This window comes from Bradyrhizobium sp., assembly GCF_036735945.1.
Lineage (GTDB): Bacteria > Pseudomonadota > Alphaproteobacteria > Rhizobiales > Xanthobacteraceae > Bradyrhizobium.
In genome coordinates, this window is the sequence record NZ_DAINNI010000001.1 from 1 (window position 1) to 15589 (window position 15589).

18 protein-coding genes and 1 pseudogene are annotated in these 15589 nt (G+C 63.0%); 4 read left to right on the forward strand and 15 right to left on the reverse strand.

The genetic code is table 11. From position 1 onward, the window contains the following. Window positions 1-165 precede the first annotated feature (165 nt). Window positions 166-663, forward strand: coding sequence for a hypothetical protein (locus V7E26_RS00005; protein ID WP_324412141.1), 498 nt, complete (start codon window positions 166-168; stop codon window positions 661-663). Here V7E26_RS00005 and V7E26_RS00010 read toward each other — a convergent pair. From V7E26_RS00010 to V7E26_RS00055, 9 genes and pseudogenes are all read right to left on the reverse strand, one after another. Continuing rightward, window positions 608-1066, reverse strand: coding sequence for an adenylate/guanylate cyclase domain-containing protein (locus V7E26_RS00010; protein ID WP_324412143.1), 459 nt, complete (start codon window positions 1064-1066; stop codon window positions 608-610). The two genes, V7E26_RS00005 and V7E26_RS00010, sit on opposite strands and share 56 nt — an antisense overlap. A 284-nt stretch (window positions 1067-1350) precedes the next feature. Next, the gene (locus V7E26_RS00015) at window positions 1351-1899 is read right to left on the reverse strand and encodes a tetratricopeptide repeat protein (RefSeq protein ID WP_324412146.1); all 549 of its coding nucleotides are present in this window, start codon (window positions 1897-1899) and stop codon (window positions 1351-1353) included. Between the two features lie 68 nt (window positions 1900-1967). Further along, window positions 1968-3134 (reverse strand): adenylate/guanylate cyclase domain-containing protein, encoded by a 1167-nt coding sequence (locus V7E26_RS00020; protein ID WP_324412148.1) that lies wholly within the window; start codon window positions 3132-3134, stop codon window positions 1968-1970. A 267-nt stretch (window positions 3135-3401) separates the two neighbouring features. Next, window positions 3402-3809: a hypothetical protein gene (locus V7E26_RS29940; RefSeq protein ID WP_442893329.1), complete on the reverse strand. Its 408-nt coding sequence runs from the start codon at window positions 3807-3809 to the stop codon at window positions 3402-3404. A gap of 486 nt (window positions 3810-4295) precedes the next feature. Then, window positions 4296-4951: pseudogene (locus V7E26_RS29945) on the reverse strand (transposase). Between the two features lie 19 nt (window positions 4952-4970). Further along, window positions 4971-5423: a hypothetical protein gene (locus V7E26_RS00040; protein WP_324412152.1), complete on the reverse strand. Its 453-nt coding sequence runs from the start codon at window positions 5421-5423 to the stop codon at window positions 4971-4973. Then, window positions 5420-5614 (reverse strand): hypothetical protein, encoded by a 195-nt coding sequence (locus tag V7E26_RS00045; RefSeq protein ID WP_324412154.1) that lies wholly within the window; start codon window positions 5612-5614, stop codon window positions 5420-5422. The genes V7E26_RS00040 and V7E26_RS00045 overlap by 4 nt, the downstream gene beginning before the upstream one ends. 355 nt (window positions 5615-5969) lie before the next feature. Next, entirely contained in the window at window positions 5970-6113 is a 144-nt protein-coding gene (locus V7E26_RS00050; protein ID WP_324412156.1) for a hypothetical protein, read from the reverse strand. Window positions 6114-6338: 225 nt separating this feature from the next. Further along, entirely contained in the window at window positions 6339-6764 is a 426-nt protein-coding gene (locus tag V7E26_RS00055; RefSeq protein ID WP_324412158.1) for a hypothetical protein, read from the reverse strand. Window positions 6765-6914: 150 nt separating this feature from the next. Here V7E26_RS00055 and V7E26_RS00060 point away from each other — a divergent pair, with 150 nt between their 5' ends. Next, window positions 6915-7757: a GNAT family N-acetyltransferase gene (locus V7E26_RS00060; RefSeq protein ID WP_324412160.1), complete on the forward strand. Its 843-nt coding sequence runs from the start codon at window positions 6915-6917 to the stop codon at window positions 7755-7757. A 13-nt stretch (window positions 7758-7770) separates the two neighbouring features. Here the strand turns inward: V7E26_RS00060 and V7E26_RS00065 are convergent, their stop codons facing one another. From V7E26_RS00065 to V7E26_RS00075, 3 genes are all read right to left on the reverse strand, one after another. After that, a complete protein-coding gene (locus V7E26_RS00065) occupies window positions 7771-8838 on the reverse strand; it encodes an AI-2E family transporter (RefSeq protein WP_324412162.1) in 1068 nt (355 codons plus the stop codon). A gap of 174 nt (window positions 8839-9012) precedes the next feature. Next, on the reverse strand, window positions 9013-9474 hold the full coding sequence (locus tag V7E26_RS00070; protein ID WP_324412164.1) for a cupredoxin domain-containing protein: 462 nt from the start codon (window positions 9472-9474) through the stop codon (window positions 9013-9015). Window positions 9475-9596: 122 nt separating this feature from the next. Beyond that, on the reverse strand, window positions 9597-10037 hold the full coding sequence (locus V7E26_RS00075) for a hypothetical protein (RefSeq protein WP_324412166.1): 441 nt from the start codon (window positions 10035-10037) through the stop codon (window positions 9597-9599). A 166-nt stretch (window positions 10038-10203) separates the two neighbouring features. Here V7E26_RS00075 and V7E26_RS00080 point away from each other — a divergent pair, with 166 nt between their 5' ends. Continuing rightward, window positions 10204-11403, forward strand: coding sequence for an MFS transporter (locus tag V7E26_RS00080; protein WP_442893335.1), 1200 nt, complete (start codon window positions 10204-10206; stop codon window positions 11401-11403). Window positions 11404-11456: 53 nt separating this feature from the next. Here V7E26_RS00080 and V7E26_RS00085 read toward each other — a convergent pair whose 3' ends face one another. Continuing rightward, window positions 11457-11888, reverse strand: a complete 432-nt coding sequence (locus V7E26_RS00085) for a cupin domain-containing protein (RefSeq protein ID WP_324412170.1) — start codon at window positions 11886-11888, stop codon at window positions 11457-11459. 113 nt (window positions 11889-12001) lie between these two features. Here V7E26_RS00085 and V7E26_RS00090 point away from each other — a divergent pair, with 113 nt between their 5' ends. Further along, window positions 12002-12892 carry a LysR family transcriptional regulator gene (locus tag V7E26_RS00090; RefSeq protein WP_324412172.1) on the forward strand — a complete coding sequence of 297 codons (891 nt, stop codon included), beginning with the start codon at window positions 12002-12004 and terminating at the stop codon, window positions 12890-12892. Between the two features lie 62 nt (window positions 12893-12954). Here the strand turns inward: V7E26_RS00090 and V7E26_RS00095 are convergent, their stop codons facing one another. Continuing rightward, complete coding sequence (locus tag V7E26_RS00095; RefSeq protein WP_324412449.1) at window positions 12955-13734, reverse strand: crotonase/enoyl-CoA hydratase family protein; 780 nt, start codon at window positions 13732-13734, stop codon at window positions 12955-12957. Between the two features lie 209 nt (window positions 13735-13943). Beyond that, a complete protein-coding gene (locus tag V7E26_RS00100) occupies window positions 13944-15539 on the reverse strand; it encodes an ATP-binding protein (protein WP_324412174.1) in 1596 nt (531 codons plus the stop codon). Window positions 15540-15589 lie beyond the last annotated feature (50 nt).

The window sequence follows — 15589 nt, forward strand, 5'->3', positions numbered from 1 at the left end:
GATTTATAACGACCGGGTGTCTTCAAAACCCGCCAATCCGCGAAGACGGGTTAACCCTGTCGGCAAACGGGCAGCACGCGGGTCGGATTGTTACGCGAGCCGCCGCCAAGTTGCCTCATTGGACCGGAGAATTTTCACCGCCACTAAACAGGTCGGAGGAGCATCATGCTGAGAATGGTGTTCGTGGGCCTCCTCATCCCATTGGGTGTAGGAGTACTGGCGGCAATGGAACTCAGAACTCCAGTGCGCAGTGCATCCGTGGTTGTCCATCCCGTTGCCGAGACCGCAGCCATTTCCGATTCACATGTTGCGCTGGCGAAGGGTGATCGACTTGAAATTGCCGCTGCGAGCAGCGAGACGCCAGCGCAGCCTGCTTTGGTCGACGAACGCATTTCTCCGTCGGAAGGTGTCGGTGTCGGTTCTTCGGAGCCTCCGACGATGATCCTCCGCCATCGACACGAATCCAAGTTAAAGAAGGCGGCAGCCGCCCGTCCCAGGAAGGTCACCACCGCCGCCCGTCCTGAGTCGAAGCGAAAGGAAACACTTGTCAAGCGTACGACCATTTCCGAGCGGCGAGAGTCGGCCAGCAACACCGAGTTCTGTCGACTCAGTGCGTTTGGTGGGTTGCGCAAGGCGTTGAATTCAGTGGATTGCGAAATCTGATTTGCTGGGACGTGCCGCGAACGTGTTCATGCGCCGTCGAAAAAATACAAATGCCACCCGGCTCAGCGATCCCCTCAGGCCGAGCCGCTACGTTGACACCGTCACCGAGGATGTCGTCCCCCTCGATCAGGATGTCCCCGAGATTGATCCCGATCCTGAACAGCATCCCGCGATCCAAAGGCACCCCTTCGTTCCTCTGGGCCATCGCCTCCTGCACAGCGACCGCACATTCAACCGCATCGACCACCGAGGGAAACTCGAGCAACACACCGTCACCCGTACTCTTCACGAGGCGCCCCCCGTGTTTCGCCACGAGCGCGTCAGTGACCTTGCGGTGTTCGCGGAGGCGTCCGGGCGGTGCCGACCTCGTCGAGGCCCATGAGCCGCGAGTAGCCTGCGACATCTGCCGCGACTATGGCGGCGAGCCTGCGTCTGATACGGGCTGGCTGATCATGCTCCATGGCGATTAAATCAGTCTCATTTGGTAGTCCCGCTTTTCGAAGTCCCTCAATCACCGGCTTCGCTTTTGATTGTCCGGCCCGCGCGATCCACGAAGAGATTGCAAAGCTAGGATCGACCTCAAGCAGGCGCGCCCAACCGCCACCTGTACCTCACCAAAAAAGTCGCACGTGAGCGTCGTCAGAGCGGATATGAGAACGAGCGGTGCACCGACTACGTGGGTGTCGATCAATTTGCAATTCCCGCCAGCCTCAGACCGCCTAAGAGGTTCTCCATGTCCTCTTGGCGGGTGAAGACCGGATTTTGGCCCCGGAAAACGCTGGCGATGAAGTCCGGTGCGAAGCTATTAAGAACAGCGATTTCGGCACGGGCGCGAGCCATATCACCCGTCCGAGCGCTGCAGGCGATCATTAGCGCACGACGGATCGGAGCCCGATGCTGCGCTTGGATTGCGGCTTCACACCAACGAGCGGCCTCGTCGTAGTTCTTCAGTGTAAAGTGCGCCATCGCGAGCACAAGGCGGGCAAGTCCGATCCCTCCACTTCCGTAATCCCGTGGGCTCAGTCGCAGCGCGAGTTGGGCGTGCGCTTCTGCCTCGTGCCCCAGACCCGTGGTCGCCTCGGCGAACGCTAACCCGATGAGGCCAAATGCGTAGTTCGGATTGACCTCGTGAGCACGTCGCAAGTCAGCAAGGCCCCCGGTGTATTCGCCACGAGTTACACGAACCCAACCACGTGCGGTGAGCGTTCGCTCGTCTTGAGCGTTGATGGCAGTCATACGCTCGACTACAGCCCATGCCTTGTTGATCTCCTCATCGGGTCGGTCGCCCCAGCGGTAGAGATGGTTTAGCCAATGCGCCCAGACAAGTGTGACATGTGCTCCGAGCAAGTTGGCGTCGGCGCTAATGGCCTTTCGCAAGCGGTAATCGCCTGCTGCATCATCTCCGCGTTGCCGTCGCTGTATGCTTCATTGTACAGACCCGCTGCACGCCTGGCCAGTTGCCATGCGTGGAGGCTCGTCGTGTCGCGTTGTGAACGGGCTATCTCAGCGAGTTCGATTTGAGGAGCTATGCTCGCAACTACGGTGCGGGTAATCTCCTCCTGCAAAGCAAAAACATCCGCTTGCTCCCGGTCATAGCGTTCCGCCCAAAGGTGATCGTTCGTCACCGTGTCAATAAGTTGGGCCGTCACCCGAAGGCGTTTGCCGACCTTACGCACGCTGCCTTCAAGCACGTAGCGCACGTTGAGGTCTCGAGCGACCTTTGACAGGTCGAGCGGCTTGCCTTTGTAAAAAAAGGTGGAGTTGCGGGCGATAACGGCAAACTCGTGAAAGCGCGACAACTCGGTGATGATGTCCTCTGCTAAACCATCGGCAAAATACTCCTGCTCCGGGTCGCTGCTCATGTTAGCGAATGGTAGAACAGCGATGGAAGGCTTATCGGTCATGAGATGCTGGTTGTCGACGATCCGCTGTTTCGTCTCTGTCGCAATAACAGGCTCGTAGGCTCGGATCGGCTCCCGAATATTCTTGACCTGCTGAGAACCAAGGTCCGAGAAAGTAATCGGCAAGACCTTGTGTACTTGATCGTATGTGGAACCTGAAAGGCAAACGCCTCCAGGCTTCGCCAGTGTCTGCAACCGCGCGGCGATGTTCACTCCATCACCAAACAGGTCGCCTGCCCGCACCATAACGTCCCCAATATGAACGCCGATGCGGAAGCTGATGCGGCAGTCGGGCGGGATCTTGGAGTTCGCTTCGGCCAAAGCGGCCTGCGCATCCACCGCGCACTGCACGGCGTCCACCGCGCTTCCGAACTCAGCAAGGACACTGTCGCCCGCCGTGTTGGCTATGCGACCCCTGTGTTCCCCAATGAGCCTATCGAGGATCGCGCGGCGCTCGGTGAGCCCCTTGAGCGTGCCGACCTCATCGGCACCCATGAGCCTGCTGTAGCCCTCCACGTCTGCCGCGAAGACAGCCACAAGCCTCCGGGTGACGTCCGTAAGGTCTGACATGTGTGCCCCAATGTCACCTGTGGGCACCAGTGTGAGCCCAGAGGCACGCAACCGTCAACATCATGGCGGCGCTTGGACGATAATTCACCATCCGGGCCGGACTGGAAGCGTCCAACCCCGCGGCAATTGGGTGCATAAGGAGTCTGGAGACAGCGCCATGGCTACGTCCGGGCAGGACCGCATCGGGCGCCGACTTGCCGCCATACTGGCGGCCGATGTTGCTGGCTACAGTCCACTGACTGGTGAAGAGGGCACGCACGTCCAGCTTCAGGCCCACCTGCGCGCTCTTGTTGATCCAAGGTCGCCGAACACCGCGAGCGGGTCGTCAAGAACACCGGGGACGGGATGCTGGCTGGGTTTGTCAGTGTCGTGGACGCAGTGCGTTGCGCTCTCGACATTCAGCGCGGAATGGCCCGGCGCAATGCCGGGGTACCCGATGAGAAGCGGATCGAGTTCCGCATTGGCATCAATGTCGGCGACATCATCATTGATCGAGGTGACATTTTCGGCGATGGCGTGAACGTGGCAGCGCGCCTGGAGGGATTGGCGAAGCCCGGTGGCATATGCATCTCTGAGGACGCGCGCCGGCAGGTTCGGGGCAAATTCGATGTCACCTTCGAGGATGTAGGCGAACGGTAACTCAAGAACATCGCACGGCCAGTGCGGGTCTTCCAAGCTCTTGATGATGGGGGACCCGCCAAGCCAATCTCACAGCCGCACAATGCGGCGTCGGCTGTGCGTCGTGGGTGGAGCACACGCGTCAAGGCGATCGGAGCTACAGTCGCACTGATCGCCGGCGTTGTCGGCGCAGTAATGTACTTGCACCTCGGCCGCGCGCCCGTACGGTTGCCGGACCAACTGGCAAAGCCCCCTGAGGGCTTCTCCATCGTCGTACTGCCCTTCGCCAACCTGTCTGGCGATGCGAGCCAGGATTATCTGGCAGATGTCATCACCGACGAGCTGACCACCGGGTTCTCGCGTTTCCGGAGCAGTTTTGTCATCTCCCGGTCAACCGCTTTCACTTACAAGGGCAAGCCAATCAACGTGCGGCAGATCGGCAAGGATCTAGGCGTCCGCTATGCGATGGAAGGCAGCGTGCAGCCGAGTGGCGACCGGCTGCGCGTGAATGCTCAGCTCATCGATACGGAGAGCGGTGCGCATCTATGGGCTGACCGGTTTGACGAAAGCCGCTCCGATCTCTTGCAGATGCAAGATGCCGTTGTTCGCCGCATCGCGAATGCGATCGGGGACTGTCCGAAATTTTGTGTAAGCGATTTCTGTGATTGAAGTTGGTGTTTTTCGACATTGAATGGTTGCATCGACGGCATGGCCGCCCACTTTGCTTGGCCGGACCGAGGTGATGTCGATTGTGCTCATCAGCGCGCGGTTCCTGGAAAACGCGCGCCGAAGTGGATGGCAAACTGGCCCATTTGCGGCGGTCCATTCGACCGGCCGCCGCCAATGGACGCCGGCGTTCCGGATCGCGAGATAGAGCAGCTTCAGCGCCGCCTCGTCGGTCGGGAAACTGCCGCGGGTCTTGATAATCTTGCGCAGGTTGCGGTGCAGCGCCTCGACCGCGTTAGTGGTGTAGATCATCTTGCGGATGCCCGGCGCAAAAGCAAGAACGGCACCACGTGCTCCCAGGCATTGCGCCAGATCTGGCCGATCGCGGGATATCGCTTGCCCCATTCAGCCTCGAACTCCGCGAGCCTGAGCGCTGCCGCTTCGGCGCTCTCGGACGGCTCGAATGCCTCTAACTTGAGTTGTCGTTCGCATGAGCGGCGATGGGTATCGCTGCCGCTCCACCCATCCCACAAACCCCCTCCGTCAATTTTCCTAACGATCCAGAAGCCAGATCCTTGCGGTCCACAACGCGTCGAACGTATCAGGGACGTAGTCCGGTGTTCGCGCTTGCACGGCTTCCTGCGGCACCCACGGCGCCACGGCTTCCTTTTGCGCCCATGCCTGCGAATCCAGTGGATTGCCGCGTTGGCCCGAAATGGCGCTTGCGACATCCCGACGCGACGGTCGTGTGGACTCCCTGGGCGATCTGGTCGACGGCTCCGCGGCGGCGGTCTGCCGCCACTCCAGCAAGTCCTTCGAAAGTCCCGGCTTGCCTGCGTACCAGCACTTGCGTCCATCGATGAGACGATACGACCACCACGTGCCGTTCGAACTGGACGGCTTCGCGGCGCTGCAGTGTTGCTTCGCTTCCGCCTCCGGCATCCCTACAAACAACAGCGCAGCAACCGAAGCCGTCAGAGCCGCCGATGAGAGCTGCCTGCTCATTTGAGCGCCTCGAAGCAACCGCGTTGCTGCAGGCGGCTTACGGCCGCCATCACATCGGGGCGCTCGAGGACTTCAACCAGTTTGTCGAGGGTGCGTTCGTTGTTCTGCGGGCGGGGTTGCAGATATTCTTCCAGTATGAGCTGTGCCGCGCCAATTGCCTGAATTGCCAATTGCTGGTCGGTCATACGCATTACTCACATATTGCCCCGCTAAAAGAAGAGAGCCAAATCAAGGCCTCATTCGGGTTTCTCCCCGCTTTTCTGCAATTTTCGATCAAATCTTGGTGTAGTTCCGTTGATGCCGAAAGTTCTCGAATCCGGTAAGAAACTGAACTCTCTGATGATTTGACGGGCGCTGCCATGCGTGGGGAACCGCCTGGTGCCCCGGGTTGGCACGCAAATCGTCATGGCATCCAACGCAGGGCGGGGACCAGTGCCACGTTCGATGAAGCTTGCCCTGCGATCCACATGCTCGCCGCAAAAGCGCCGATGACGGCAGCGCTCGCGCACTGCATCATCCAGGGGTGCGAGAGAGGCGGCGAGCCGATCACAACGGATCGGTCAGCTGGTAACCAATGGCGGCGCTGCCCGAGGCATGGCCGGCCACCACGGCCGCCGCCGTCGAGATGACCGTCAGGGTCAACGCGCCGAACAGCATTCCTATCAGTTTCAACGCACGCTTGTCCGCCATCGCCGGTCCATCCCTTCATTCGCGGAAAAAACGCGACGGCCGCCGAATGGTTTCGCGGCGCGCCCGCGATTTTGCATATTTTTCCCGCTTCATTCCTGCGCGCGGGAGCGCGCCAAGGCCTTCGCCGCCGATTGCCGCGCGCAGGCCAAGGCGCTGCCGAATGATCAGCCAACGAACAGCGCCTTGCAGTACATCAGATCCGCAGCTTGAGCCGTGCACGGCGGCTCAATCGCAATAGCTCCACCGGCCGTAGCCGTCGTCGCACCGCGCGCGCGAGCGGTAGGGCACCGGCGCCGGCGGACGCGGCGCATATTCCGGCGCGTACTCGTAGTCCTGTGCGTAGTAGCGGTCCTGCGCATAGTAGCGCTCGGGATAGGCGGGCGCGCGTTCGACATAGGCCGGTTGCGCGGCGTAGGCGGGACCGTACTCGCCATAGACCGCGGCCGGTGCGCGGTAGGCCGGCGCGCCGTAAGGGCGATAGCCGTAACCGGGCTCGGCGTAGGGCCGATGTGCCGGGCCGGGGCGCACATAGACGTTTGCGGATGGCGCGTAGATTCCGCCCGGCGCGACGTAGACGGACGACAGGTCGCTGGCGGCGGCAGAAGCGGAGCCCAGCACCACGAGGGCCAGCGTGAGCGATGATCGGTACATGTGTGAAGCCTCCAACAACTCGAGCCGCGCCAGCCAGCCTGGTTAATTTTCTCTAAACAATGTGGGCGGTGCAATGATATTTTGCGCTGACATGTGTGCCATTTCTGGACTGCCCACAGTGTATCGGCTGAGCGGCGCAGGATTGCAGTAATGAACGACTTCATCATCCGCACCATGCGACCGGACGAAATCGCGATCGCGATCGACTGGGCCGCCGCTGAAGGCTGGAATCCGGGCCTTGCCGATGCGACCTGTTTTTCTTCCGTCGATGCGCACGGCATTCTGATCGGCGAACTCGACGGCGCGCCTGCCGCCACCATCTCCTGCGTCAACTATGACGCGCGGTTTTCCTTTCTCGGCTTCTACATCGTGCGCCCGGATTTGCGCGGCAGGGGGTTCGGCATGCGGATATGGCAGGCGGCGATTGCGCATGCCGGACCGCGCGTGATCGGGCTCGATGGCGTGGTGGCGCAGCAGGACAATTATAAAAAGTCCGGCTTCGCGCTCGCCTACGCCAACATCCGATACGGCGGCACAGTCGCCGCACAGACTTCACCGCGCGACGATGTCGTGGCGCTCGGCGACGTGCCGTTTGCGGCGCTGGAGGCGGATGATGCGACGGTGTTTCCGGCGCGACGACCTTCCTTCCTGCGCGCGTGGATCGGTGCACCGGGGCATGTCGGATGCGCGCTGCTGCGCAACGGAAAGCTCGCCGCCTGGGGCGTGATCCGGCCGTGCCGCAACGGGCGCAAGATCGGGCCGCTGGTGGCGGACGATCGTGCCGCGGCCGAAACGGTGCTGTCGGCGCTGCTCGCCAGGGTAGGCGGCGGCGAGATCTTTCTGGATGTGCCGAGCGTCAATCGCGAGGCGATCGCGCTGGCGGAAGGTCTTGGACTCGCGCCGGTGTTCGAGACGGCGCGGATGTACACGGGCGCGATTGCGCCGCTGCGCACGGAGCGGGTGTTCGGTGTTACCAGCTTCGAGTTGGGCTAGCCGCGCTCGCCCCCTACGCGTCTCCCGTGCGCTCTCCCGCCGTCCGTCGTGACGCGGCAAAGATCTCCCACGTCACCATGAAGATCGCCGCGATCAGCGGTCCCAGCACAAAGCCGTTGAGGCCGAAAACGTCGATGCCGCCGAGCGTCGAGATCAGCACAACATAGTCCGGCAGCTTGGTGCCCTTGCCGACCAGGAACGGGCGCAGGAGGTTGTCGACGAGGCCGATCACGAGCACGCCGTAGAGAATGAGGCCGAGGCCCTGCCAGATCGCGCCGGTCGCGAGGAAGTAGATCGCGACCGGCATCCAGACGAGGCCGGCGCCGATCGCCGGCACCAGCGACAGGAACGCCATCAGCACCGCCCACAGCAGCGCGGCGTGTACGCCGAGGAACCAGAAGGCGAGGCCGCCGAGCGCGCCCTGCGCGATCGCCACCAGGATGCCGCCCTTGACGGTGGCGCGGACGACGTCGGCAAAGCGGCTGAACAGCGCCGACTTCTGATCGCTGCGCAGCGGCACGGCTTCCTTGATGCTGTCGGCCAGCCACCGCCCGTCACGCATCAGGAAGAACAGGAGATAGAGCATGATGCCGAGGCTGATCACGAATTCGAACGTGTTCATGCCGATGCTGAGCGCCTGCGGCGCCAGGATCTGGCCGCCCTTCATCAGGCTGGCCGTCAGCGTGTCGCGAAGCCCGGACAGGTTGGTCAGGTTGAAACGCTCCAGCGTGCCGACCGCCCAGGCCGGCAGCGCGTCGAACACACGCTGGATGTAGCCAGCGAGGTCATATTCGCCGGACTGGATCTTGCCGAACAGGTTGGTCGCTTCCTTGACCAGCGAGGTCGCGACGATCGCCAGCGGCAGGATCACCATGGCAATGACGATAAGGACGGTCAGCAGCGCCGCGCGGTTTTGCCTGCCCGGCATCCATGCCAGCAGTCGCCGGTTCACCGGCGCAAAGATCACCGCGACGATGATCGCCCACAGCACCGCGCCGTAGAACGGCAGCAGCACCCAGCCGAACGCCAGCGTGACGGCGACCAGCAGCAGCAGGAATGTCGGCTCGTCTATACGTCGCACGCTTGTCTCGCTGGTTGGTTCGGCATCATTGCCGTTCGGCGCTTGTCGCACGGCCGCGATGAAAAAGAAACGTAGGGGGCAAAGGCGCCCACCGTCCTTCACGGCGGAAGACAAAGGCGGGCACGCTTGCGCGTTGCCCACCCTGCGGAGTGTGGTGTCTTGTCGTGCTCCCCGTTACTTCACCGTCACCTTGCCGATCATGCCGTTCTCGCGGTGGCCGGGGATCAGGCAGGAATATTCGAACGTGCCCGGCTTGGTGAACTTCCAGACGATTTCGGTCGATTTTTTCGGCGTGAGCCGCACGGCGTTTGGCTCCTCGTGTTCCATGTGCGGGTGCTTCTGCATGTCCTCGGCATGCCCCAGGTTCTCTTCCGTGGTGGCGAGCAGGAATTCGTGGTCATCCTCGCCGACATTGCGGATCACGAAGCGGATCTGCTCGCCGCGCTTCACCTCGATGTTCGCGGGTGAATATTTCATCTCGCTCATGTCGACCTCGACCGTGCGCGAAGGTTGTTTGGGATTTCCGGGCTCGCCGGCCGAATAGGTTTCGTGGGCGTGCTTGTCGTGGCTGAACGCCAGCGTCGGCCCTGCCAAAAGGCCGATCAGCGCAACGCCTGCCATCATGATGTTCTTCATCTCTCGTCTTTCCTTTTTCTCCGGCCCGCGAGCGTGGCCCGCCGGGCCCAATCTGAGATCCTGCGATAAGTCGCGGACATGCGCGCGCGTCGCGCGGCTTGCCCACGTCGTTACGTCGGAGGTCAGGCGATAGGAGGGCGGAAAAGGAGAGGCGGCGCCTCGCCCGGCAAGCGCTGGAAATTCTCCGAGACGCAATTCGACATCGGCTGCGACGGTTTTGCGACAACGGGCGGCGTCGCCGCGATCCCGGTTACGCAGAGCGTGGCGCAGCACGGTCCCATGGCGCCGCCGTCATCGTGCTGATGCCTGGCCGGCTCGGGGACGGCGTGGCCGGCATCGGCGTGATGCATCGCACGCATCTCATGATGCCGATGCGCGGAATGCTCAGGCCGGGCATCATCGTGCCCATGTGTGGCGGCAGCGATCGCCGGCTGGTGCAGGAGGCAGGACGCGGCGTCGCCTGACGCTAGCGCCGCGCCCGGTGCGAGCACGCAGAACAGATACAGCAGGGCGGCAAACCACCCCGCTTTCTCGCGCGCAGGTCTCGTCAGACGACCGAACATGACAGGTAATTAGTACCGGCGGCCGATTCCGCCAAGGTGCCGATGGCCGCTGTCCCACCACATCTGCATGCCCAATATCGCGGCATTGTGGCTTGACGTTAGGCGATTTGCACCCGAAGTTCGGGCCGCCGTGGCAATTTCTTCTGAACTTTCCCGAGATTCCGAACTGTTCGTTCCCGACTCGCGCCGGGCATGGACCCGGCTCGCCGTCGCCGTGCTGATCGGTTCGCTCGGCAGCGTCGGCATGTGGTCGGTGGTGGTCGCGCTGCCGGTGGTGCAGAACGAGTTCGGCGCCAGCCGCGGCACCGCTTCGCTCGCCTTCACCATGGTGATGCTCGGGTTCGGTTCCGGCGCGGTGCTGACCGGCAAGATCACCGACCGCTATGGCATCGTCACCGCGATCGGGCTCGGCATCGGCATTCTCGGGCTCGGTTACGTGCTCGCGGGGATGTCGACCTCGATCTGGACCTTCATCCTGGTGCATTTCGCGATCGGGCTGTCGTCGTCGGCCACGTTCGGCCCGCTGATGGCGGAAGCCTCGCACTGGTTCGACCGCTACCGCGGGCTTGCGGTGGCGGTGGCCGCCAGCGGCAATTATGTCGGCGGCACCATCTGGCCGCCTCTGGTGAATTACGGTATCGAGACCATCGGCTGGCGCAACACCCATATCGCGGTCGGCATCTTCACCGCCGTGGCCATGGCGCTGGCGCTGGTCGGCCTGCGCATGCTGATGGGGGCGGGGGGCCAGCGCGACCACCAGAACGCGGCACCGCCGCGCGTGGACTTGCGGATATCAACCAATGCGCTGACGACGATCCTGTCGATCGCGGCGATTGCCTGCTGCGTCGCGATGTCGATGCCGCAGGTCCACATCGTCGCCTATTGCGGCGATCTCGGCTACGGCGTGGCGCGCGGCGCCGAGATGCTGTCGCTGATGCTGGGCTTCGGCATCATCAGCCGGATCGGAAGCGGCTTCCTCGCCGACAAGATCGGCGGCATCCGCACGCTCCTGATCGGCTCGGTGGCGCAGGGCACTGCGCTGCTGTTCTACCTGTTCTTCGACAGCCTGACCTCGCTCTACGTCATCTCGGCGATGTTCGGCCTGTTCCAGGGCGGCATCGTGCCGAGCTACGCCATCATCGTGCGCGAGGCGATGCCGGCCTCGGAAGCCGCGACACGCGTCGGCATCGTGATCTTCGCCTCCGTGTTCGGCATGTCGTTCGGCGGCTGGATTTCGGGCGCGATCTTCGACGCCACCGGCTCCTACATGGCGGCGTTCGCCAACGGGCTGGCGTGGAACGCGCTCAACATCACCATCATGCTGCTGCTTCTGATGCGCGCACGGCAGCGGCTGGCGATGGCGTAAGCGCCGCCGCGCGGTGCGTTTTGTTGAGCAGTCCCGAGCGAGTCAGCGCGGGCTTAATGCCCCGTCAAATCCAGGAACGGCGTGTCGTTGGCGCTGACATAGAAGATGACGACGCTGGTCGGTTCGGTGGCGCTGCGATTGTAGCCGGTCATCGGCACCTTGGGCGGCTCCACCAGCGCCTCGCCGGCCTTCACCGTGATCGGCGGGCGGCCGTCGAGTTCGAGGGTGAAGGCGCCTTCGAGAACGTAGACGGTCACCGGAAAGCGGTGGGTGTGGTAGACGGTCTTGTCGCCGGGCTTGAAGGTCGCCGTCATCACCCGCACGGTCTGCTTGTCGTCCGTCGGCAGGCCCTCGACGACCTGCTGCAGCACCATGTTGGGCTTGGCGATATTGGGCGCTGCCGCGCCATGTTGCTGGGCCAGGGCCGGATTGCCAAGGCCGAGGCCTGCGAGCAGGGCCGGGCCCGCGATGAAATGACTGCGCATCATTAGCTCCCTTGTTCGTCGTCTACCGCGCTCGCAAAACCTTAAGGGGGCAGGGGTCCGCCGCGGGAGCCGCAAGATTGCGAGGGCCGGCTCCAAAAGTGCATAATGGGCGCATGTTCGACTGGAACGACCTGAAATATTTCCTGGCCGTCGCCCGCCATGGCAGCACGATCGCCGCGGGCAAGGCGCTCGGCACCAGCCAGTCGACCGTGCATCGCCGGCTGGAAGAACTCGAACGCCGGATCGGGCAGGCGCTGGTGACGCGGCAGGCCAGCGGCTATCGCCTCACCGAATACGGCACCACGCTGTTGCCGTTCGCCGAACGCATCGAGGCCGCGGTCGGCGATTTTCAGCGACGCGCCGGCGATGCCGAGCAGGACATGAAGGGCACGATCCGCGTCACCTGCCCGGAGCCGGTCGTCATCCGCATGACCCAGTCGGGGCTGATCGATCGCTTCCATGCCCGCCATCCGCATCTGCGGGTCGAGTTCATCACCAGCGACCGCTATCTCGATCTGTCGAAAGGCGAGGTCGACGTCGCGTTCCGCTCGGGCGATACCGAGGATGAACTGATCGGCCGCAAGATCGCGGATTCGTTCTGGGCCATCTACGCCAGCCGCGACTACGTCGCGCGTTGCGGCAAGCCCGATCGCATCGAAGATCTGTCGCAGCATTCCCTGATCGGTTTTGACGGGACGCTCGCGGGTCACCGCGCCGCCAAATGGCTGAAGGAGATTGCGCCCGACGCCAAAATGCCGGTACGCAACAACAGCGTGCTGGGTCTCGTTTCAGCGGTGAAGTCCGGCGCCGGGATCGGGCCGCTGCCGACGGCGCTCGGCGATGCCGAGCCGGATCTGGTCCGCGTGCTCGGGCCGGTTCCGGAGCTGACGCGAAGCTGGCGGCTGCTGACGCATCCCGACATCCGCCGCGTGCCGCGGATCGCCGCGTTCTTCGACTACATCGTCGAGCAGCGCGATGCGCTGAAGCCGATTTTGACGGGGTGAGGGCCGGCAGTTCCGGCGGGGCGATCCGTTGAAGTCACCGGCCCCGCCGTTCGGATCGAGATTCACTTCCCCTGGAATACCGCCGCGCGCCGCTCGATGAAGGATTGAATACCCTCGCGCGCGTCGGCGCTGTTCAGCACGCGGTCACGCACCTTTGGAATATAGGCAATGGCCGCCTGTTCGCCCTGTTCGATGTATTTCAGCGCCGCCTCCTTGGTGACCTGAATCCCGAGCGGTGCATTGCCGGCAATGATCCTGGCGAGTGCCATGGCGCGCTCGACCTGCTGGCCTGCCGGCACCGTCTCCTGCACGAGGCCGATTTCGCGGGCCCGCGCTGCGGTGAACTCGTCGCACAGCAACAGATGATACATCGCATTGCCCCAGCCGGTGCGCGACAGGAAGCGGAAATGCGCGCCGCCGAGCGGGGCGATGCCGCGCTTGGCTTCCATCTGGCAGAAGCGGGCGTCGTCGGCAGCGACGACGATGTCGCCCGCCAGCATCAGTTCGATGCCGATGGTGAAGACGATGCCTTGCACGGCCGTGACGATCGGCTTTCTGCAACGCTTCTGCAGGCCGAAGACGTCGACATTGCCCTCCTTGAAGTTGCGCTTCTCGGCATTGGGGCCGAAGAATTTCGGCATGTCGAGGCCGGCGGTGAAATCCTTGCCCTCGGCGCAGATGACGCCGACCCAGTAGTCGTCATTGTTGTGCAGTTCCGTCAGCGCGTCCGACAACTGCTCCATCATCGCCGGAGAGAAGGCGTTCTTCTTGGCGGGGTTGTCGATGATGATCTTGAAGATGCGATCATGGGGTTCGGTGCGGATCTTTCCTTCGCTGCTCATGGTCATGGTTCTCCGTCCTGATTGAGTGGATGATCGGCGCTGTCGATATCGCAGCCGAGCGTCGCGGCGAGAGTGCGATCCTCACGGTTGTTATGACGATCGTCATATCGAACTGGTTATGTCAAGCGTCATGCGCGCTGGAGAAGTGAGGTCTGTCACCGCACCGCGAACTTCGTGCATCGAGGCGACGGCGGTGTACCGAGGAAAACTCACGACGCCAGCGCGGTCAGCAGCATCCGCGCGAGGTCGGCGCTGACATAAGGCTTCGGCAGCAGCAGCACGCCGGCGTCGAGCCGGCCGTGGTGCACAAGGGCATTCTCCGCATAGCCGGAGGTATAGAGCACCTTGAGTTCCGGCCGCCGCTTGACCGCCTCGGTCGCGAGCTGGCGGCCGTTCACGCCGCCGGGCAGCATGACGTCGGTGAACAGCAGGTCGACGCGTTCAGGTCCATCGATGATGGCCAGCGCCTCGGCGGCATTGGCGGCGGCGATCGTGTGGAATCCGAAGCGGGTGATTTGCGCCAGCACATACTGACGGACCAGCGGGTCGTCCTCGACGATCAGGATGGTCTGTTCGCTATGGTCGCCCGCATATGCTCTGGTCTCGCCGGCGGGCTCCTCCGCGCCGCCACCGGTGGCCTGCGGCAAATACAGCTTCACCGACGTTCCGTGACCCACTTCGCTGTAGATCTTGATATGTCCGTTCGACTGCCTGGCGAAGCCGTACACCATGCTTAAGCCGAGCCCCGAGCCCTTGCCGGCTTCCTTGGTGGTGAAGAACGGTTCAAACACCTTGTCGAGCAGGGTGCCCGGAATACCCTCGCCGGTGTCGCTGACGGCGATCATGACGTAGTTGCCCGGCCTGACCTCGCTGTTGGCGCGCGCATAGTTCTCATCGAGCACGACGTTCTTGGTTTCCAGCGTCAGCTTGCCGCCCTCGGGCATGGCGTCACGCGCATTCAGCGCGAGGTTCAGGATCGCGGTCGAGAGCTGGCTCGGATCGATCAGGGCCGGCGCGGAATCGTGCGCCAGCATCGATTCGATTTCGATGTGCGCGCCGAGCGTCGGTCGCAGCAGTCGCGCGGTATCGATGATCAAGGCGTTGACGTCGGTGTTGCGCGGCTGCAGCGGCTGGCGGCGGGAGAAGGCCAGCAGATGCTTGGTCAGCTCGGCCCCCCGCGTCGCGGCGCCGTTGATCAGATCGGTGATCTGGACGAGGTGGGGACGGTCCTTGACGGCATCGGCGAGGATTTCGATGGTCCCGGTGATGACGGTCAGGATGTTGTTGAAGTCATGCGCGACGCCGCCGGTGAGCTGGCCGATGGCTTCCATCTTCTGCGCTTGCCGGACCTTGGCTTCGGTGGCTTCCTTCTCCTCGAAACGCTTGACCATGGCTTCGGCCTCGCGGCGCTGCCTGACCTCATCCTCGAGCGCGGCATAGGCGTTCGCAAGCTGAATGCGCGTCGGCAGCACCAGGATCCGCGGCAGCAGCAGCAGAAGTATTGCCGTGATCGGGATCGAGATCAGGGCCAGCAGAGCCTTGACCGTAGCCTCGACGTCATAGGCCGGCACCCATATGATGTAGATCGACAGCAGGCGGTTCACGCCGCAGACCGCGACGAACATCGCGAATATCAGGAACACGCCCCGGAACATCAGCTCGCGGTAGCGCCGCCACGCGAAGTAGGCGAGGACATACGCCGTCGTAAAGAAAGCGATGGCAATCGTCGCGTCGGAGACGACATTCAGCCAAATCAATTCCGGCTTCCACAGCAGGCACGCGCCATGCTCGGCGAGCTTCGACATGCGAAAAAGCTCCAACAGACGACTGCCTGCGCGCAGCCGCACGCATCCGA